General features: G+C 61.3%; 23 protein-coding genes. 15 read left to right on the top strand and 8 right to left on the bottom strand.

The genetic code is table 11. The annotated features are described in order from the left end of the window. Positions 1-171: 171 nt before the first annotated feature. Positions 172-345 carry a hypothetical protein gene (locus IB267_RS04020; protein WP_192446499.1) on the bottom strand — a complete coding sequence of 58 codons (174 nt, stop codon included), beginning with the start codon at positions 343-345 and terminating at the stop codon, positions 172-174. Positions 346-549: 204 nt separating this feature from the next. Between IB267_RS04020 and IB267_RS04015 the strand changes: the two genes are divergently transcribed. The 4 genes from IB267_RS04015 to IB267_RS04000 all read left to right on the top strand — a co-directional run bounded on the left by IB267_RS04015 (position 550) and on the right by IB267_RS04000 (position 1766). Continuing rightward, positions 550-831 (top strand): hypothetical protein, encoded by a 282-nt coding sequence (locus IB267_RS04015; protein ID WP_034793452.1) that lies wholly within the window; start codon positions 550-552, stop codon positions 829-831. A gap of 10 nt (positions 832-841) precedes the next feature. Then, positions 842-1060 (top strand): hypothetical protein, encoded by a 219-nt coding sequence (locus IB267_RS04010; RefSeq protein WP_034793455.1) that lies wholly within the window; start codon positions 842-844, stop codon positions 1058-1060. An 8-nt stretch (positions 1061-1068) separates the two neighbouring features. Continuing rightward, positions 1069-1254: a hypothetical protein gene (locus IB267_RS04005; RefSeq protein WP_162741365.1), complete on the top strand. Its 186-nt coding sequence runs from the start codon at positions 1069-1071 to the stop codon at positions 1252-1254. 305 nt (positions 1255-1559) lie between these two features. Continuing rightward, entirely contained in the window at positions 1560-1766 is a 207-nt protein-coding gene (locus IB267_RS04000; protein WP_192446498.1) for a hypothetical protein, read from the top strand. A 34-nt stretch (positions 1767-1800) separates the two neighbouring features. On the opposite strand, the gene IB267_RS03995 is transcribed toward IB267_RS04000, so the two are convergent. Next, positions 1801-2757 (bottom strand): hypothetical protein, encoded by a 957-nt coding sequence (locus tag IB267_RS03995; RefSeq protein ID WP_192446497.1) that lies wholly within the window; start codon positions 2755-2757, stop codon positions 1801-1803. 304 nt (positions 2758-3061) lie between these two features. Between IB267_RS03995 and IB267_RS03990 the strand changes: the two genes are divergently transcribed. Then, on the top strand, positions 3062-4006 hold the full coding sequence (locus IB267_RS03990; protein WP_192446496.1) for a hypothetical protein: 945 nt from the start codon (positions 3062-3064) through the stop codon (positions 4004-4006). 7 nt (positions 4007-4013) lie between these two features. After that, a complete protein-coding gene (locus IB267_RS03985; RefSeq protein ID WP_192446495.1) occupies positions 4014-4427 on the top strand; it encodes a hypothetical protein in 414 nt (137 codons plus the stop codon). A gap of 97 nt (positions 4428-4524) precedes the next feature. Here the strand turns inward: IB267_RS03985 and IB267_RS03980 are convergent, their stop codons facing one another. Then, positions 4525-5106, bottom strand: coding sequence for a dienelactone hydrolase family protein (locus IB267_RS03980; RefSeq protein WP_192446494.1), 582 nt, complete (start codon positions 5104-5106; stop codon positions 4525-4527). Positions 5107-5292: 186 nt separating this feature from the next. On the opposite strand from IB267_RS03980, the gene IB267_RS03975 reads away from it, so the two are divergent. Together IB267_RS03975 and IB267_RS03970 are read left to right on the top strand one after the other, a co-directional pair. Further along, positions 5293-6375: a D-alanine--D-alanine ligase family protein gene (locus IB267_RS03975; RefSeq protein WP_192446493.1), complete on the top strand. Its 1083-nt coding sequence runs from the start codon at positions 5293-5295 to the stop codon at positions 6373-6375. Positions 6376-6566: 191 nt separating this feature from the next. Then, entirely contained in the window at positions 6567-7076 is a 510-nt protein-coding gene (locus IB267_RS03970; protein WP_043619224.1) for a BA14K family protein, read from the top strand. A gap of 113 nt (positions 7077-7189) precedes the next feature. On the opposite strand, the gene IB267_RS03965 is transcribed toward IB267_RS03970, so the two are convergent. The 5 genes from IB267_RS03965 to IB267_RS03950 all read right to left on the bottom strand — a co-directional run bounded on the left by IB267_RS03965 (position 7190) and on the right by IB267_RS03950 (position 10399). After that, positions 7190-7492 carry a hypothetical protein gene (locus tag IB267_RS03965; protein ID WP_192446492.1) on the bottom strand — a complete coding sequence of 101 codons (303 nt, stop codon included), beginning with the start codon at positions 7490-7492 and terminating at the stop codon, positions 7190-7192. Between the two features lie 468 nt (positions 7493-7960). Continuing rightward, a complete protein-coding gene (locus IB267_RS33670; RefSeq protein ID WP_255380915.1) occupies positions 7961-8092 on the bottom strand; it encodes a hypothetical protein in 132 nt (43 codons plus the stop codon). Positions 8093-8325: 233 nt separating this feature from the next. Then, positions 8326-8496 (bottom strand): hypothetical protein, encoded by a 171-nt coding sequence (locus tag IB267_RS03960; protein WP_192446491.1) that lies wholly within the window; start codon positions 8494-8496, stop codon positions 8326-8328. A gap of 512 nt (positions 8497-9008) precedes the next feature. Further along, on the bottom strand, positions 9009-9377 hold the full coding sequence (locus IB267_RS03955; protein ID WP_192446490.1) for a tetratricopeptide repeat protein: 369 nt from the start codon (positions 9375-9377) through the stop codon (positions 9009-9011). Between the two features lie 302 nt (positions 9378-9679). Further along, entirely contained in the window at positions 9680-10399 is a 720-nt protein-coding gene (locus tag IB267_RS03950) for a tetratricopeptide repeat protein (RefSeq protein ID WP_192446489.1), read from the bottom strand. Between the two features lie 27 nt (positions 10400-10426). On the opposite strand from IB267_RS03950, the gene IB267_RS03945 reads away from it, so the two are divergent. From IB267_RS03945 to IB267_RS03915, 7 genes are all read left to right on the top strand, one after another. Then, on the top strand, positions 10427-10816 hold the full coding sequence (locus IB267_RS03945) for a hypothetical protein (protein ID WP_192446488.1): 390 nt from the start codon (positions 10427-10429) through the stop codon (positions 10814-10816). Next, positions 10701-12140: a terminase large subunit domain-containing protein gene (locus tag IB267_RS03940; RefSeq protein ID WP_192446487.1), complete on the top strand. Its 1440-nt coding sequence runs from the start codon at positions 10701-10703 to the stop codon at positions 12138-12140. The genes IB267_RS03945 and IB267_RS03940 overlap by 116 nt, the downstream gene beginning before the upstream one ends. Beyond that, complete coding sequence (locus IB267_RS03935; RefSeq protein ID WP_192446486.1) at positions 12141-14198, top strand: phage portal protein; 2058 nt, start codon at positions 12141-12143, stop codon at positions 14196-14198. It abuts the gene before it with no gap. Then, on the top strand, positions 14195-14848 hold the full coding sequence (locus IB267_RS03930) for a hypothetical protein (protein WP_246764993.1): 654 nt from the start codon (positions 14195-14197) through the stop codon (positions 14846-14848). The genes IB267_RS03935 and IB267_RS03930 overlap by 4 nt, the downstream gene beginning before the upstream one ends. Before the next feature lie 110 nt (positions 14849-14958). Continuing rightward, positions 14959-15372, top strand: a complete 414-nt coding sequence (locus IB267_RS03925) for a hypothetical protein (protein ID WP_192446485.1) — start codon at positions 14959-14961, stop codon at positions 15370-15372. A 355-nt stretch (positions 15373-15727) separates the two neighbouring features. Continuing rightward, the gene (locus IB267_RS03920; protein ID WP_192446484.1) at positions 15728-16336 is read left to right on the top strand and encodes a hypothetical protein; all 609 of its coding nucleotides are present in this window, start codon (positions 15728-15730) and stop codon (positions 16334-16336) included. A 406-nt stretch (positions 16337-16742) separates the two neighbouring features. Then, a complete protein-coding gene (locus IB267_RS03915; RefSeq protein WP_192446483.1) occupies positions 16743-16937 on the top strand; it encodes a hypothetical protein in 195 nt (64 codons plus the stop codon). Positions 16938-17098 lie beyond the last annotated feature (161 nt).

Raw genomic sequence — 17098 nt, 5'->3', positions numbered from 1 at the left:
GGGCGGACGCGACCGGAGCCGTGTGGATGGGGCGCGCGCCGGTCTCTCAGGCAAGGTAACGATTATCCCCGGAAGGCTCTTCCCTCGGTCGTGGCGGCCACCTCCGGTTCGTAGGAAAACATCATGCAGGTGAGCGCTGAACGTTTCGCCGCTCGCAATTGCCGTGTCGCTTTAGACTTTTGACCACGGATGGGCTGGCACTGGTGTAAGAGCGATGATGAGGAAGGTCGGTGCGATTTCGCCCCGAGCTTTTTCGTTGACCGCATGCCAGACTTTCGCGTCATTGATGCGGCCGATTGCTTCGTTAGCGGTCGCCAGCCGCCTGCGCCCGGGAATCCAGGCCACGAAGGGTTTGCCTCATCTTGGCCTTGAATAGACCTCAATTGACGCGCATCCTGATTAAATCGATTTAAGCCTGCTTGGCTTCTCGCGGCGTCAGAACCTCGACCCGCCATTTCCCCCTTAGATCGCCGCGTCGTAGCGCTGCCGCACGCAGCGGTATCAAACGAGATCGCGTGCCGGCGACTGCCGGTATCGGGAGGAGATGTCATGTTCGACCGAACGATTCACCGGACAATCCATTTCGACCGACCGTTCAGATTGCCGGGCGTCGATGAGACGATCGTCGCCGGCGCCTACGAAATCGATGACGACGAGGTGCCGATCGAAGGGCTTTCCTGGCTCGCCTACCGCCGTGTTGCCACCTTCATCAAGTTGCCCGCGACAGTCGAGAACCACTACCGCATGCGGTTGATACAAATCGAACCAGACGAGTTGGCGCGTTTGGTCGCGCTCAGCGGCGCCGAGATATCAGATGCGCCCGGACAGTGAGGATAGAACCATGTCCCAACATCGCTATCCCGTCGGGCTGTCCGTTCGCCTGCGAGACCGTCATAATCTCTCACCGAGAACCGCTGAAACCTATCGCATCACCGCAAAGATGCCGCTACGCGACAACGCCCCTCAATATCGAATTCGCAACGATGAACTCGGACAGGAGCGGGTCAGCGCTGAAAGCAATCTGGAACCGATCGACTGGGGAATGACCCGCAGCCACTGAGGAATGCCATGCGCTATGTCGAAACATTGAAGCGACTATTCCGGGTTAAACCTGAAATCCGTCACCGTGGTCTTGTGCTGACGGTCGCAAAGCCGGCCAGTCAAAAGGCACGCGACAGGCCGCAGGAACGTCATGACAGCTCCGGCATATTGAAGCGCAGCCGGGATACGCAGGAGCGCCACCGGCTTTTGTAGAGCAACGGATCTGCGTCAAGATAAGGAGATAGACGCCAATGAAACCGCTCCATCGCACACATCAGATTGGCCTCGCGCTTTGGCTGCGAAACGGTGGGGCAACCGGCAACACGGGCGAACTCGATCAATATGGCAGGCGTGTGGAACGTGACGGGTCCTGGACGGGAGCGCGGTTGTATATCGGCTCCTGGACTATGGCCAGCCTCGACCAGCAATTTGGCCTCCGCTGTGCTTCTCAACGCACCCCAGCGGGCCTGAAGAAGGCGAGGTAAACGCCCGTGTCTGACGCGAATGGAAATGTCTTGATGAGCGTCGCGGAAATCGAGCTGCTGCGGTGTGTGTTCGAGGCGACCTGCGCGGAGCACCAGATACCGCGGGAGGGAAGCTGCGCCGAACATCTTGCCCGGTTTCTTATGTTCGAGTTCAATTTGTCTACCTCAACCGAAAGCTCTCTCGTGGCAGCCGTCGATGAGGTCTATCTCCGACGCGCACCGCCCCACGAGGAAAGCTAAGCAACGCGCAGCCGGCCGAATAACATCGCCTATCCTACCCTACGAGGCTCCTCGCAACCTTCCGTTCGCGCAGGATGCGAGCGTCGAGTTCCTTCAGCCGGTGCGTGAGGGCGGGATCGCCGGGCAGGAGGGCAAGAGCCTTCGCCAGCATATTGCGTGCGGTGACGAGATCGCCGTCGCCGATGTGGCGATTGGCGCGGTGATAAAGGAAGTTGACCCGCTCCTTTGGCGCAAAACGGTCGCCGAAGCGGGCGTCGAGCGCGTCGGACCAGGCGGGATGCCGGGCCATGGCGGCGACGGCGATCTGGTAGGGGCGCATTGGCGCGTTGACGCGGGCGGTGCGGGAAAGCGCCCGCAGGGCCGGGTGATCTTCGGTACGGCAGGCGGCGATCAGCGAAAGGGCACGCTCGGTGCCGGTAAAGGCACGGACGGTGCCGTGGCCGGTCATGTGCACCGGCACGAGATGCGTTTCGGGCTGCAGGAAGGCGATGCGCTCGGCGTGGCGGCGATCGATCGCGTGGAAGGGATCGTAGAAGATGTAGGCGCGGCCGGCCACCTGGTCGGGCGAAATGCCCATGTTGCCGTGCAGTTCGGGCGAAAAATGCCTGATGAAGCGATTGTCGTAGGGAACGGACTTCGGATCGATCGAGACCTGCGGGCAAAAGGCGATGGCCGTGGTGGCATTGAAGCGCCGGCGATAGCGAAGCGCCGCATAACCACCCTGCGAATGGCCGTACAGAATGCGCTCGGGCGCTGCCTTCAGGATGGGGGCTGCGGCCTCGACCGCCTTGACCACGCTTGCCGCAGGAAACCAGTTGGGCCGCCGGCTGATGAAGCCGAGCGCCGAGATGTCCGCCTTCTCGCAGAAGCGCTGGCCCCAGTAACGGCTGCCGTTTGCCTGGATCTCCATCTCGTTGAAGGTGACGAGCAGGTAGGGCGATGCGCCTTCGCGGTGAATGACCTCGAGGTTTTCGTCCGAATAGATAAGCACGGCTTCTCCGGAATTATTTCAGAATTTGTATTAGTATAATTCAGATCTATAGGGTTAATTATTTCTGTCTTCTGGCATTGCTATAGTAATTCTAGAATATGTCTGATTTCCAGCGCTAAAAGATGATTGCGCCTCGCAGGCCTTGTAACGCCTTGCAGCCGTGGTGCTTGCCTCAAGTTCCCCACGGCGGACCGTCCGAATAGCTACAACTGATTAGCCGTGGTTTTCGTCTTGTGATTGCATGTAAACGAGCGCTCATATACCTTCAAGGAGGCCGGATTTCGCTGCAAATTTGGAGGGGGTTATGAAACCAGCCTGGTGCTTCTTCATCGTTGCTGCAGCGATTGGCTATTCAACGCCCGGCATAGCGCAAGAACAGTGTCCGCCAAATTACACGCGGGGCGAATTCTTCGCCGAGTCATGCCGCGGCAACATACATGATAATCACGGCCAGAGCGGATTTGTGTTTACGACGTCTTCCATCCGAAGAAACAATACTGCCGGAAACGTGGATGTATACGAAAGCTGCGTCAAGAATGACTCCGGGCGCGCGCTGGCCCTGAGCTGGTATGCTGCGGGAATGGACGACGTGATGGTTCCCGACGGTTGTGCCTTCCGGAAACAGCGGCCCGCAAACTATCCGAAGCCAGGAGCGCAGAGGCCCGACTTCGTGACGACTTGCATTCGATACGGAAACAGGTGGCAACATCAGGAGGACGCAAACTATCTTCCGACGCCCAGGCAGATGACGAACGGCTTTCCGGACGCGAGTTGTGCCGGTCTGGTTCGGCAGGGAGGCAATGGTAATCCACCCGAGAGCGGGCCGGGATATTCCGAATTTCTGCGGCGTGTGGTCGAATTCTTCTGGAGGAGCTTCACCGTTCTCGATGCCGACCGGTCCGAGCAGTCGCAGAAACTGGTCGCCTTCGTCATCGATACGCGGTTCACGCTGGCGAGCGAGGCCAGGACCTACAGCTACAAGATCGATTTCCATCTGGAGGAGCTTGATCCGGGCGCCTTCGAACTTGTCTCCGGGTTCGAACTGTTCCCGCCATCCGTGCTTTCCAGGCAGTTCGAGCAGCAGGGCTGGAACGAGGAACTGGCGCGAATCCGCCCAAACGAGCGCAAGACATTCGCAATGACGCTTCCCTACAACGCCGAGCTGGATCTTGGAGAGGATGCGGTGACGCTGCGGAGCCTGGGTGAGGATGGGACCAAGCGGGCGCTCTTCGTGCCCGTGCTGGAATAAGGGGGCGATGATGGAGCGGCTTCATTTCCTGACAATCCTGCCCGGTCCACTGGTCGTGTGGCTGTCCTCTTACACCGAACTCCTGAAACCCCTTTTGTTTGACGGCTGGAGTGGTCAGGCGATCGCTATGTCTTGCGCGGCCGGCGCGGGGCTGGTGCTGATCTACTGCTTTTTTCTCGGATCCCCGCCGGATAAGACGAGATCGTGGGTCTCCGCCGGGATTTTCGTCGTACTTTTTCTCGTCGCTCTCGTCGCGCTTCGCTGGACAAACCAGATGGTCGACGCGCAGATCGATGGCGACGCGATCCGCCTATGGCGCGATACCTATCTTTTTGCGGTCAGCATGGGCGTGCTTTTGACGTTCCAGTTGATGGTGGCGGCGATCCTGACGGCTCTGTTGGTCAAGAAAGCGGTTCCCTGAGGGCGGCCGGTTTCATGTCCCGCGACGTGCCCGACGCGCTTCGTGCCTCCTGCGCGGTATGGCCTGCATCCACCACAGCGTTTCGCAAGGTTCTGGTTCAAACCCGCTCGAGGAAGGTGAGCACGCGCTTGGTCAAAAGCGCCGTTGCCGCCGCGTCATAGGAGGGCAATGAACTGTCGGCGAAGTAGTGCTGGTCGCCGGGGTAGAGGAAAAGTTCGGCATCGCTGACCTTCTCGACGATCTCGCGGGCGGCGTCGATGTCGCCTTCGCCGACGAAGATCGGGTCGTTGTCCATGCCATGGATCTGCACCGGTACGCCTTCCGGCCAGGGACCGAAGGCCCATTGGCCGCTGATCGGGATGCAGGAGTAAAACAGCAGGGCGCCGCCCGCGCCGGGGCGGGTCTGGGCGAGTTTCTGCGCCGCCAGGACGCCGAAGGAGAAGCCGGCATAGACGAGGTTTTCCGGAAGGGCATCCGCAAGGCGCACGCCGCGCTCGCGCATCTCGTCAAAGCCGACCGCCTCGATATGGGCAACTCCCTCCTCGATGCTCGCAAATGTTCGCCCCTCGAAGAGATCGGGCAGGTGGACGACGTGGCCGGCTGCGCGCAGGTCGTCGGCAAAGGCGTGCATGCCGGGTGTCAGCCCCTGGGCGTGGTGGAATACGAGGACCTCGGCCATCGGCAGTTTCTCCTTCAAATCTGTGTTCGCGCATCACTTGTACTTCGTCCGGATGAATTCAAGCGGCAAGGTTGCCGGAGAGGAAAATTTTCCTTCCGTAACGATGGCGCGTGTCTCGACCTCTTCTTGCCATGTTCGCTCGCTTGGTTGCGCAGGATGCACCACGATTCTGGAGGGAAAAGGATCATGACAGGTAAGTTGCGCATTGCCGTGCTGTTCGGTGGCCGGTCGGCGGAGCATGAGGTTTCGCTGATGTCGGCGCGCAACGCGGTGGCGGCGCTCGATCGCACGCGCTACGAGATCGTGCCGATCGGGATCGCCAGGGACGGCCGCTGGATGCTGGTCGATCTCGAAGACGGGGAGTTGCCGAAGGCAATCCCGGCATCGGGAACACAGGTGGCGTTGATCCCGGGCGGGCGGGGGCGGGCGGTGACCATTGGTGCCGACGGCAGCCAAGGGCTGCTGCCCGCGATCGACCTGATCTTTCCGGTTCTGCATGGCCCCTTCGGCGAAGACGGGACCGTGCAGGGCTATGCGGAAACGGCCGACGTCGCCTATGTCGGCTGCGGTGTCGCGGCTTCGGCGGTCGCCATGGACAAGGCGCTCACCAAGCGGCTGCTGGTGGCTGAAGGCATTGCCGTTGCGCGGGCGATCGGCCTGCATGCGGGCGAGGCCTATTCGAGCGAAACCATCCTCGAAAGCCTGGGACTTCCGGTTTTCGTCAAGCCGGCACGGCAGGGATCTTCCGTCGGCGTCAGCCGCGTCGACAGCCCGGACGCGCTACAGGCGGCGCTCGACGAGGCGTTTCGGCACGACGACAAGGTGCTGATCGAAGAGTTCGTCCAGGCACGCGAGATCGAATGCTCCGTGCTGGAGGATGCCGAAGGACGGCTCACCGTGTCGCGGCCAGGCGAAATCATTCCGGCCGCCAGCCACGGCTTCTACAGCTATGACGCCAAATACGTCGATGCCGGCGGCGCGGTCGTCGAGGCGCCCGCCAAACTCTCCGATGACGTGATCGCCGAGGCCAAGGACATGGCGGCGCGGGCTTTCCGCGCGCTTGCCTGCGCCGGCATGGCGCGGGTGGACTTCTTCCTGCGCGTCGATGGCAGCCTCATGATCAACGAGATCAACACCATTCCCGGCTTCACCAATATCAGCATGTACGCCAAGGCGCTGGCGGCAGACGGCATCGCCTATGGCCAGGTGGTGGAGACGCTGATTGCCCATGCGCTGAAGCTGCGCGGAAAGGCGGATGCGCCGGCGTGAGCGGATGACGGCGCGCGCCCCGGGTATGGCGGGCCTCCCCGGGGACAGCTTTTCGGCCCCGGAGGGTGCGGCTGCGTCAATACAGAAAAACAACCTATGAGTTGCGTTGCATATTAGGATTGTCGCATTCATTGTGGGTTCACGTCGCCCCGGCCAAAACTCGCACCTGTTACAAACGGACAGGTGATGAAATGAAGAAGATTGGCATCGTCGTGCTTGCGGCGATAACGGCTCTTTCGGGCATCACGCCGGCAAACGCCCTGCCGGCTGTTGCGATCGAGCGGGTGCAGAAGAGCGACGTCGAGCTGGTGCGCGACCGCGGCTGGCATGGCGACCGGGACTACCGGCGCTATCCGCGCGGCTGGCGCGACGACTATCGCCCGAGATACCGGCCCGGCTACCGGGAAGGCTGGCATGGCGGCGACCGCTATGGCTACTACCGGGGTTACCGCGGCTATCGCTCCGAGCGTTATGGCTATCGCCGCCACAATGACGGCTGGTGGTATCCGCTTGCCGCCTTTGGCGCAGGGGTCGTGATCGGTGGCGCAATTGCCGCTCCGCCGGCGCGCCGCTACGAGACCGGCGTCAACCCGCGCCATGCCGACTGGTGCTATTCGCGCTATCGCTCCTACCGCGCCTGGGACAATTCGTTCCAGCCCTATGGCGGCCCGCGCCAGCAGTGCTACTCGCCCTATTTCTGAGGCGAGCGTGTTTCAACGGAGGCCCGCCGGTTTCTGACCGGCGGGCCTCTTCTTGTCTTCAGGCGTTCAAATCGGCTGAGGAACGCGGCCATGCATGGGGGGGGAGGCAGCCGCTATCGACTGCTGCGCGGCATCTCCTCGTCGAAGCGGGTCTTCTCGCGCCCCGGATCATCCTCAAGGATCTTCTCTTCGCGGTCGTCAGGCAGGGCATCGTCCGGATCGACATTGGCTTCGTCGCGGCTCGGAACGGGCGGCACGCGACCCTGGTCGGTTGGCGTCGGGTCGTCACCCGCGGGAATCTGGTCGACGGGGAGGGGCGGGATCTTGCCTATTGGCATGATCGTCGGTTCGGCCGGTTGCGCGACCTCTTCCGCTGGCTGCCTGAGATCACGCGTTTCCGGGTTCGCCTTGCTCATTCTCGCATCTCCTCAGTTGGTCCTGTCGAAGGAGTAAGGCGAGGGGACGGGAAAGGTTCCGATGGGGCGGGTTAAGAGCGAGCAAGGGGAGGAAGACAACCTCCATTGCACGGTCGAGCCGCGAAGGAGTTCGTGTGAGTCATGAGGCGCGCTACCGCTTTCTGGATACCTCGACTTTGGACGATAGCGGCCTCACGAGAGGCTCCCTGACCTGTCTCGCCCACTTCTGGTTTGCGGGAGAGTTCGGCCGCAGCATCAAGCGGTGACGCGGGCGACGATGCCGGCGATCAACAGGCGGGCGAGGGTTTTCATGGAAGGGACCTTGCAAGAACGCGCAGGTTATGCGCGTAAATGATTCTCGCAAGGATTGCAAAAGCGGCATCGCTGGCTCTGCGCTAGCAGGCGTCGAGCAGCTAAGCGCCGCAGGTGTCGCTTCGGGGCGAAGTGGTCTTGTGGGAGCCTCGCGCGTTAGAACTTCAATCGCGCGTCGTCATGTTCGGGAGGGCGGTGCGCGTCCTTGCGACGAAAACCGTAGGCGAGCGCGAGCCCCAGGATTGCGGAGCCGACGACGATGGCGGCGAGTGCGAAGAAATTCTCCATGGCATTTTCCTCCCAAGGGGAAGCTTAACACAGAATGCGCGCAAACAAATGGCGCGGCAGCGAGAATGCGCGTCATGGTTACTCAACGCATGTCGGCCCAACTTGTTCAATCCGAATGGCGCTGTTGCGCGGTGCGTTCGGCGGAGGCTTTGCACGGGAGCGACACTGCGCGGGCAAGCGACTTGGACCAAGGTCGAGCCGGGCCAGCTTTGCGTTTTCCGGGCATCAGCGCCTCAATAGCCGCCAGCGCCGCCGCCGCCCTGGCTCATGCCCTGGGCGCCCTGCATGCCCTGGTAGCTGGGGCTTGGAGCATGCGCACTGGTGCGGCCCGCCTGGTCGGTGGTGCAGCCGGCAGCCACGAGAAGCGCCGCGCAGAGGGCAGCGATCAGGTATCGTCGTGACATGGGAACCTCCCGTGGTCGCGAGAGCGGCGTTTGCGCCGCCTCATCGAAACGGATCGTCATGCAGCCGCGAGGTCCGAGACCCTTTGGCGATGGACCCACGGCGCAAGCGGCTTTGCATGGTGGTTGTGATTATATCACCAATCGAGCGCAAGGGCCTTTAGAGGCACGGGGCAGACACTTTCGGGCAACTGAAAAAATCGAACAAAACGGAAACAAATTTTGGCAAAGGGGCTTGCCAAGCGACCGGAAGCGGGCTAAGGATATTACAGGCTGGCCGTTTCGTCATTGAAGCGGCCTTTTTGATTCCGGCGAGTCGGGTGCGATCTTGTGCCTGTGCGCTGATGGCGATGTTCAAAAAGTCAAATCCGCGCCGGCTGCGACATGTGACCGTGTGCGGGCGGCGGCTGGTACGGCACCGGGACGCGCAATTTTTAGGGTTCGCACTTAGGTTTTCGTCTTTGGCGCCCGCATGCTGGTGTCGCAAAACGCTGCGCACTTTTACGCGAAGAACCTTAGGCTTCCCGCTTGGCGATCTTGCCGGAGACGGCGGCGCCGGCCTCATATCGGGGGCGGGGCTGGCCGATGCTGCGCAGCCAGCGCGAGGCTTCCTTCGGATCGCGTTCGACGCCAAGGCCTCTCTGATAGATGGTCACGAGGCGGGCCTGGGCAGCCGGATGACCCTGGCGGGCGGCCTGGCGATTCCAATGAAGCGAAGCGGCATAGTGTTCCGCGCCGCCATCGTTGAAATAGATTTCGGCGAGTTTTGCCTGGGCGTCGACATTTCCTGACGTCGCCAGTTCAAGCAACCTGGGCGAGATATTCGTTGCGGACGGCCGCGGGGTGAAAATGGTCTTCAACTTGCTGAACGTGTTGCGGATCATCTGGCACCTGTTGCATTCATTGCATGGTTCCCGCGGCTGGACTGCTAGGCCGAAAAAACTACTCAAAATCTTGAACTAATTTGGCTTTTTCCTGGCCACTGCCGGTAAAGCAGGGGCGCCTGCGATGCATTGCGCCAGAAGCACCCGATGGGGAGCAACCCGGTGAGCGGCATTGATGACCGAATGCAACCTGAAGTCAAGGTTGCAAGCGTGACATCCGGCGTGACACACGCATTTTTCTGTGATCGGCTGTCACGCCTGCTGTGTGCGAGGCGGGGGCGCTGCGATCGAAGTGCCGCCCGTCAATCCCGCTTCATCTGACGCTCGAGCCGCTCTATGAGCGCCAGTTTTTGTTCGTCGGTCAACTTGTTCAGGACCCACCGGTAATAGGGATCGACGAGTTCCAATTGTTGCGGATCGCCTCGGGCATTGAGATAGGAGAGCGACGCCCAATAGGCCGCTTCCGGCAGATCAGCCTTCACGACGGTACCGCCTACATAGGCTGCGGCGACCATCAATTGTGCGCCGCGGTGATTTTGTCGGGCAGCGCTATACCACCAGCGAAACGCTTTCTCCGGGTCGCGCTCCACGCCGAGCCCCTCGTGATAGATCGTGGCCAGCCGGCCCTGAGCGCCGATGTGTCCCCCCTGGGCCGCGAGCCCGTTCCATTGGAAACTGGCGGCATAATGTTCCTCGCGGTCGCCAAAGTAATGTTCGCCGAGCGCGGCCTGGGCATCGACATCACCCGCTTGGGCAAGCTCGAACAGCCGCGGCGACACGATGGTGTTACCCGCAGACATCGGCGTTTCCGACTTGGCCGCCAAGACCTTCGCAGATGTCGGCTCGCCGACTTCGGCCAGGGGCGGAGCCGACCTTTCGAACATGCCATGCAGTTTCGTCCACAAACGCCGAATCACCTGTGATCGCCTCCCAATACCGCTACCGGAACGGTGGGCGGTATTGATGGCAGAATGCAACTTTTGGTCAAGCGGTGGCCGACCCAACTTGCGCAGGAGGAGCATTTTCCTCGTGCCCAGGAGCAAATCCCCATGACAGTGAAACCCGCCAAGGACCCGAAAACCGGGCGCTTTCTGCCGCGCGCCGATCGGGTAGGCGCCATCCCGCGGCCGCGCGCCCGCAAGGCGGTGCGCAACAAGCTTGGCGAGCTCTTTCTCGAAGACATGCTTTCGGCCTGGGAGGCCAGAGGTGCGGCTGCGATCCACGCGCTGATCGAGAAGAACCCGAATGATTTCCTGAAGACGATAGCGGCGTTGATGCCGAAGGACGTGACCATCAATGCCAACCAGATCGGCGAGATGACGGATGAGCAACTTCTCGAGCGGATCCGCAAGCTCGACCAGACCATCAAGCCTTTCCTCGCTTCTCAGGGAGCGGATGGAACTGGCGATGGAGATCGGGCGGCGGCAGAACACGAATAGGCTTTCCTACTATCAGCCCTATGCAAAGCAGACGGAATTTCACGCGGCGGGTGCAACCTTTCGCGAGCGGCTGTTCATGGCCGGCAACCAGCTCGGCAAGACGCTGGCGGGCGCTGCCGAGGCAGCAATGCACCTGACCGGAGACTATCCTCATTGGTGGGCGGGCCGACGGTTCGACCGGCCGATCACGATGATCGGCGGCTCGGAATCGCACGAGCTGACGCGCGATGGCGTGCAGCGGCTGCTCGTCGGCCCGCCAATGAGCGAGGAGGAATGGGGCACCGGCTATCTGCCGAAATCGGCGCTTGCAGGCTGGACCCGACGCTCCAGCGCTTCCGGCGCGCTCGACAGCGTGACGGTGCGCCATGCGAGCGGCGGCATCTCGACGCTGCTTCTCAAAGCCTATGAGCAGGGGCGAGCGAAGTGGCAGGCGAACACGGTCGACTATGTCTGGTTCGACGAGGAGCCGCCGGAGGATGTCTATTTCGAGGGCATCACCCGCACCAATGCGACCGGCGGCTCGGTTGCCGTGACGTTTACGCCTCTCAAAGGCATGAGCTCGGTCGTCAGCCGCTATCTGCTCGAACCTTCGGAGGACCGGACGGTGGTGACCATGACGATCGACGATGCCGAGCATTATACGCCGGAAGAACGGGCGAAGATCGTCGCGAGCTATCCGGCGCATGAGAAGGAAGCGCGCACAAAGGGGGTGCCGACGCTCGGCTCGGGCCGGATCTTCCCGGTGACGGAGGAGCAGATCCGGGTCGAGCCTTTCGAGATCCCGAGACACTGGGTGCAGATTGGTGGGCTCGATTTCGGCTGGGACCATCCGTTCGCAGCGGTGCTCTGTGCCTGGGACCGGGACGCCGATGTCTTCTACGTGACCCGGTGTTATCGCGAGCGCGAGGCGACGCCGATCATCCATGCGGCCGCACTGAAGCCTTGGGGGCCCTGGCTGCCCTGGGCCTGGCCGCATGACGGCCTGCAGCACGACAAGGGCTCGGGCGAACAGCTGGCGGCGCAATATCGGTTGCAGGGGCTCGCGATGCTGCCCGAACGCGCGACCTTCGACGACGGCACCAACGGTGTCGAGGCAGGGATCTCCGACATGCTGCAACGCATGCAAACCGGACGCTTCAAGGTTTTTTCGACCTGCGGCGATTGGTTCGAGGAGTTCAGGCTCTACCACCGCAAGGACGGCCGGATCGTCAAGGAACGCGACGACGTGATTTCGGGCAGCCGCTACGCGCTGATGATGAAACGCCATGCCCGGGTGAAGGCCGACAGCGCCGCCTGGGCCTTTACCGATCGGAAGGTTCTCTAGATGGCTGCGATGACGAAAACGGAACTGACTGAGATGGTGAGCCAGCTCGTCAGGGATTGCGAGGACTATCGCGACCAGCTTTCGGCGGTGCGGGTTCGGGCGATGGAATATTATGACGGGGTGATGGCCGACGTGCCGGCGGAGGCGAACCGCTCCAAGGTGGTTTCGCGCGATGTGCGGGCGGCGGTGAAGAAGGTGCTGCCTTCGCTCATCCGCACCGTGCTCGGCAATGACAAGGTGGTGGAATACCAGCCGGTCAACCAGGGCGACGAGGCGGGGGCCGAGCAGGCGACCGACTATATCAACTACATCGTCTTTCCCGAAAGCGACGGCTATGACGCGGTGCAGGATGCCGCGCACGACGCGCTGAAGCTCGGCAACGGCGTTATCCGCTGGTGGTACGAGAAGAAAAAGAGCGTCGACGTTTCGACCCATAGCGGGCTCGACGAGGCGGCGCTGGTGCAGCTGATCGCCGACGATACGGTGGAGGTGCTGGAACAGGCGCAGTCGGTCGAAAAGATCGAGCTGCCGACCGGGCCTGTGGAGCAGCCGGTCTTTACCGTCAAGATCCGCCGCACCGCCGAGCGTGGGGCAACAAGGCTTGCCGCCGTGCCGCTCGAAGAATTCCTCGTGCATCCGGACGCGATCTCGATCGACGACAGCCCGATCGCCGGCATCAAGCGGCGGATGCGCCGCTCGGATCTCATCGCCATGGGCTATGACCGTGATCTGGTGGAAGGCTTTGCCATTGCCGGGGATGCAGATGGCGAGGACGAAGAGTTCGCGCGCAGGCGCGGCATCTTCGGCGACGGCGAGGAGACCGCGACGGCGCTGCAGGAGGTCGACTACTACGAGCTCTATGTGAAGGTGGATGCCGACGACGACGGCATTGCGGAACTGCGCCGCCTGGTCTTTGCCGGCGGCACCGGGGCCGACAATCTGCTTGAGGATGCGGAATGGGACGAAGTGCCCTTTGCCGATCTCATCACCGAGCGGCGGCCGCACCAGCGCGAAGGCAATGCGATCACCGACGACATGGCGGAGATCCAGCGGGTGAAGACCGTGCTCCTGCGCCAGACGCTCGACAATCTCTACTGGCAGAACAACCAGCAGCCGATCGTGCAGGAGGGGGTGATCCAGAACCCGGAGTCGGTGTTGAACCCGAAATTCGGCCAGCCGATCCGCGTCGGCCAGGGCGTCGATGTGCGCGGCGCCGTCGGCTATACGGCGGTGCCGTTCGTGGCGCGCGAATCCTTTTCCATGCTCGGCTATCTCGACCAGGAGGCGACCGACCGCACCGGGATTTCCGACGCTTCGACCGGCATGGCGCCGGACGCGCTGCAGAACATGACGGCGAAGGCGACGGCACTCGTCGAGCAGGCGGGCATCGGCCAAACGGAGCTGATGGTGCGCACCTTTGCGCAAGGGCTGAGACGTGTGTTCAAGGGGCTCCTTGGCCTCACCATCAAGCACCAGGACCGGCCGCGGGCGGTGCGCCTGCGCGGCAAATGGGTGAGCTTCGACCCGCGCCACTGGAACGCCGGCATGGATGCGACCGTCAATACCGGGCTTGGCGCCGGCACCCGCGAGCGCGACATGCTGATGATCCAGATGATCCAGCAATTGCAGGAAAAACTGCTGACGACGCTCGGGCCCGACAACCCTTATGTCTCGCCCGACAACCTCTACAACGGCATTGCCAAGACGGTGGAGGCGGCGGGGCTGAAATCGCCCGACCTCTACTTCACCAAGCCGACGCCCGAGGACATCCAGAAGCGGATGCAGGCGGCCCAGCCGCAGCAGCAGCCCGATGTCGGCATGCAGCAACGGCAGATGCAGATGCAGCTGGCGAACGAGAAAGCACGCATGGACGGCGAAAACGCCAGGCGGAAGCTCGAGATGGAGCGCGAGCTGAAGCTTGCCGAGATCCAGCAGAACGGCGCGCTCAAGCGCTACCAGATCGATGCGGAACTGAACCTGAAACGTCAACAGAACGTGGCCGAAATGGCCGGTGGAACGGCGCTGACTGCTGCGCATATTGGAGGGATGCCGGGATGATTAGAAACACCAGACGCGGCTTCAACACCTTCGGTCTTACCCCGGACGACGACACCTACGAGACTGGCCAAAGGTCGACTACGGCGCTGGAGTTGCGCGATTTCGGTGAAGAGGCGAACAGCCGATTGCCGAACTGGGGCAAGGAGCGTGGGCGCGATAAAGGCATCGAGGTGGCGGACACCTATGTAATCTCAAACACCAACCCTGAGAACAAGGTTCCCGGTTGGGGGGACGAAGGACACAGCGGTATCGTCATTCTCAATCGCAAAGGAGATCCGTGGGCGAACTACATTTATGATCCAGCCGGACACTATCCTGACAAGGAGATGGGAGAGGGCCGGGTGTTGACCGGACCAGGCGTGTCGTTGGACAAATATGTGAACTTCCAGAAGACGGGCGGGAAGGACGTCGTCGTTCGCAGGTATGAAACGACGCCCGAAGAAGAACAGGAGATTATGAGCCGCGCAGAGCGCATAGGCGGCAATCCTTTGCCCTGGGATTGGTTTCCTGTCGCTATTGGCGGATGCACCGCGGGCGTATCACAGGCAATCGATGGTATTGGCCCGTTCGGGCCAGTTGAGAAAACCGCGTTCCCGAGCCGGCTGAATGACGCTCTGGAACGAGCGAAAAGATACAAAGATAAATTTTAATGCGGATGTTCAACGGCTTGAATCGGTTACCTGCAATAGAAAGGCCATATTGCACGTAAAGGTAGCGACGAACGGCTTGTCGAGCGGGTTTCGCTGTTGGAGGGAAGGGCATGATGCAGTACGCCGCGATGAATGCAGTTCGAGTTTTTCTGGCGTACACGGTCACGGCGGTTTTCTGCTGGTTCTTCTATCCGCGCTTCTTCAGTTTTCAGGCGGTTGCGTTCGTTTTTGCCTTCTATGCCTTCTCCTTCATCCATCTCCCGAGCATCGGTGTCCTTAAGAGGATATTGCTGATCACTTTGACGGTCGCAGGACTGCTCGCGCTTTACCTCGCAAGCGTCACGGTCTACGTTTACCTGAGCACCGGCCATTTGCCCCCCAACCTCGACGAGGGCGCACTCATCTTCGCTATTGCATTGTTCGGGCCACATTATGTGGTGTTCCTGGTAAGCTATCTGTGCCTCGAACTCCCGCTGAAAACCTGGGCTGCCTTGATTGATCAACACCGATCAGAACCAAGGTAGATGGGCTAGGCCGTGCGCGAAGGAGACCTTGTGCGTCTTGCAAGACGCGTGGCACTATCGCGACGCTCGAGCCAATCCTTACGTCTCGCCAGACAACCTCTAAAACGGCATCGCCAAGACGGTGGCGGCGGCGGGGCTGAAATCGCCCGCCTTTACTTCACCAAGTCGACGCCCGAGGAAATCCAGCGGCGGATGCAGGAGGCCCAGCCTGCGGGAACTTGACATTCGATGAAAACCTAGGAGTATTTTCCTTGGTGGTCGTCGGAGGGCGCGTGGAATGAAGCAGGTTAAGCCGGCACCTTCAGTGAAGGGTGAGAGTTGGACCGCTGAGCGCCCCCGGCGCAGGGACACTGTCGTGATCGAGGACGATGGCCCTTTCAATCCTTGGCCAAAGTGGGCTTGGCAACCGGAGAAAAGCGAGCAGATCGAATCCTTCATGCGCCAATGTGCGGCACTTCGAGAGGTCGATCCCGAGGGTGATGAACGTTGGCACGCCGAATCCGAGCATTTTGCATCGTGGCGCAACGCTTTTGAGCAACAGGAACGATGGTGGGACGCGGACCTGCGGCTTCGTGAAAAGAGATACGGGCGAAGGCCCGCTATCGGGGAGGGGGACGCTCCCAGATGGGACCGGTGGTTACGTCTCGGTATGAAGCTCGACGAGGCAACGTGTGGTCAGTATTGGCTCTGCCGCATCAAGGCGGAGTTGGCGCGGGCGGACTTGCATGCCACCGATCCTGATGCGAGCGACCGGGGGGCGGCGCGCAACTGGCTTGCACAATGCCAGTGGTTTGAAAAGTTCCTCACCGAATGCTGGAGCGCAGAATGCGAACGGGTCGAGCTTGACGGGGGGGATAGCTGCAGACAGCCGGATAGCTCCGATCTTCGTCGGTGGAATGCAGAAAGGCGACTGGTAAGAATGTTAGAGCTGCGCTGGCGCAATCCGAAAAATAAGCGAGGATAGGGCAGGGTCGGGATTGGCTCCAGCAGCCCGACGCCAGCAGCCGATCGTGCACGAAGGCGTGATCCGGAATCGGTGACCCGGTTGGGGGACGAAGGACACAGCGGTCCTGCACACTCTTACGGAGCAACTGCGTGATCTCGAATGCCTTTGCGAAGCCAAAGCCGAAGTGATACGCGCTCACCGCCACGCCGCCGACTCGGCTGTCTCCAACCCGGCGGATGCGAAAAGCTGGCTCGAACTTTGCGAACGTTACCAAAGTATCGTCGATCAGTGTTGGCAGGCCGAATGCGAACGTCGAGATCGCGATGCCCGAGCTGGAATGCTCCGTCCACCTAGCTGAATCTTTGCCGGACTGCAGCCGGACAACCGGGGGCGACTGTTATCAATCCGAAAAGGCGATAGTTTGATGGACAAGGCTATTGAGGCGATGCTGGACGCGTTCATTGCCGCAGACCGGCCCAGCATGCTCCTGGCGAACGAAATTGAGGTCGCACTGGATGATGCCTACCCGGATGAAGGCGGCGAATTTCTTTACGATGCCGAGGCGATCCGGGCCAAACTGGTGCGCGAAAGGGACTATTTATCCGCGCTGGCCAATTGAGAAATGAACCGGCCGAAGACTGGGGCGCTCGCATGGTCAATCCGAACACGATGAAGACGATGGCGCCGGAAACGGCCGCGCGCATTCGGTCTTATGTCAATGAGCATCCCGAGCTTCGGGACATTATTCAGTTCAATGGCAAGATGCTTAGCCGGTGCGGG

Source organism: Ensifer sp. ENS09, from assembly GCF_014852425.1.
Classification (GTDB): domain Bacteria; phylum Pseudomonadota; class Alphaproteobacteria; order Rhizobiales; family Rhizobiaceae; genus Ensifer.
Note: the sequence above shows the minus strand (reverse complement) of the source record. Positions and strands in the feature narration are given on the sequence as shown.

Excerpts from the sequence above, each read along its gene's own strand:
- IB267_RS04015 (WP_034793452.1), top strand. The coding sequence starts at position 550 with ATGTTCGACCGAACGATTCACCGGACAATCCATTTCGACCGACCGTTC.
- IB267_RS04010 (WP_034793455.1), top strand. The coding sequence starts at position 842 with ATGTCCCAACATCGCTATCCCGTCGGGCTGTCCGTTCGCCTGCGAGAC.
- IB267_RS04005 (WP_162741365.1), top strand. The coding sequence starts at position 1,069 with ATGCGCTATGTCGAAACATTGAAGCGACTATTCCGGGTTAAACCTGAA.
- IB267_RS04000 (WP_192446498.1), top strand. The coding sequence starts at position 1,560 with ATGAGCGTCGCGGAAATCGAGCTGCTGCGGTGTGTGTTCGAGGCGACC.
- IB267_RS03990 (WP_192446496.1), top strand. The coding sequence starts at position 3,062 with ATGAAACCAGCCTGGTGCTTCTTCATCGTTGCTGCAGCGATTGGCTAT.
- IB267_RS03985 (WP_192446495.1), top strand. The coding sequence starts at position 4,014 with ATGATGGAGCGGCTTCATTTCCTGACAATCCTGCCCGGTCCACTGGTC.
- IB267_RS03980 (WP_192446494.1), bottom strand. The coding sequence starts at position 5,106 with ATGGCCGAGGTCCTCGTATTCCACCACGCCCAGGGGCTGACACCCGGC.
- IB267_RS03975 (WP_192446493.1), top strand. The coding sequence starts at position 5,293 with ATGACAGGTAAGTTGCGCATTGCCGTGCTGTTCGGTGGCCGGTCGGCG.
- IB267_RS03970 (WP_043619224.1), top strand. The coding sequence starts at position 6,567 with ATGAAGAAGATTGGCATCGTCGTGCTTGCGGCGATAACGGCTCTTTCG.
- IB267_RS03965 (WP_192446492.1), bottom strand. The coding sequence starts at position 7,492 with ATGAGCAAGGCGAACCCGGAAACGCGTGATCTCAGGCAGCCAGCGGAA.
- IB267_RS33670 (WP_255380915.1), bottom strand. The coding sequence starts at position 8,092 with ATGGAGAATTTCTTCGCACTCGCCGCCATCGTCGTCGGCTCCGCAATC.
- IB267_RS03960 (WP_192446491.1), bottom strand. The coding sequence starts at position 8,496 with ATGTCACGACGATACCTGATCGCTGCCCTCTGCGCGGCGCTTCTCGTG.
- IB267_RS03955 (WP_192446490.1), bottom strand. The coding sequence starts at position 9,377 with ATGATCCGCAACACGTTCAGCAAGTTGAAGACCATTTTCACCCCGCGG.
- IB267_RS03950 (WP_192446489.1), bottom strand. The coding sequence starts at position 10,399 with ATGCTCCTCCTGCGCAAGTTGGGTCGGCCACCGCTTGACCAAAAGTTG.
- IB267_RS03945 (WP_192446488.1), top strand. The coding sequence starts at position 10,427 with ATGACAGTGAAACCCGCCAAGGACCCGAAAACCGGGCGCTTTCTGCCG.
- IB267_RS03940 (WP_192446487.1), top strand. The coding sequence starts at position 10,701 with ATGAGCAACTTCTCGAGCGGATCCGCAAGCTCGACCAGACCATCAAGC.
- IB267_RS03935 (WP_192446486.1), top strand. The coding sequence starts at position 12,141 with ATGGCTGCGATGACGAAAACGGAACTGACTGAGATGGTGAGCCAGCTC.
- IB267_RS03930 (WP_246764993.1), top strand. The coding sequence starts at position 14,195 with ATGATTAGAAACACCAGACGCGGCTTCAACACCTTCGGTCTTACCCCG.
- IB267_RS03925 (WP_192446485.1), top strand. The coding sequence starts at position 14,959 with ATGATGCAGTACGCCGCGATGAATGCAGTTCGAGTTTTTCTGGCGTAC.
- IB267_RS03915 (WP_192446483.1), top strand. The coding sequence starts at position 16,743 with ATGGACAAGGCTATTGAGGCGATGCTGGACGCGTTCATTGCCGCAGAC.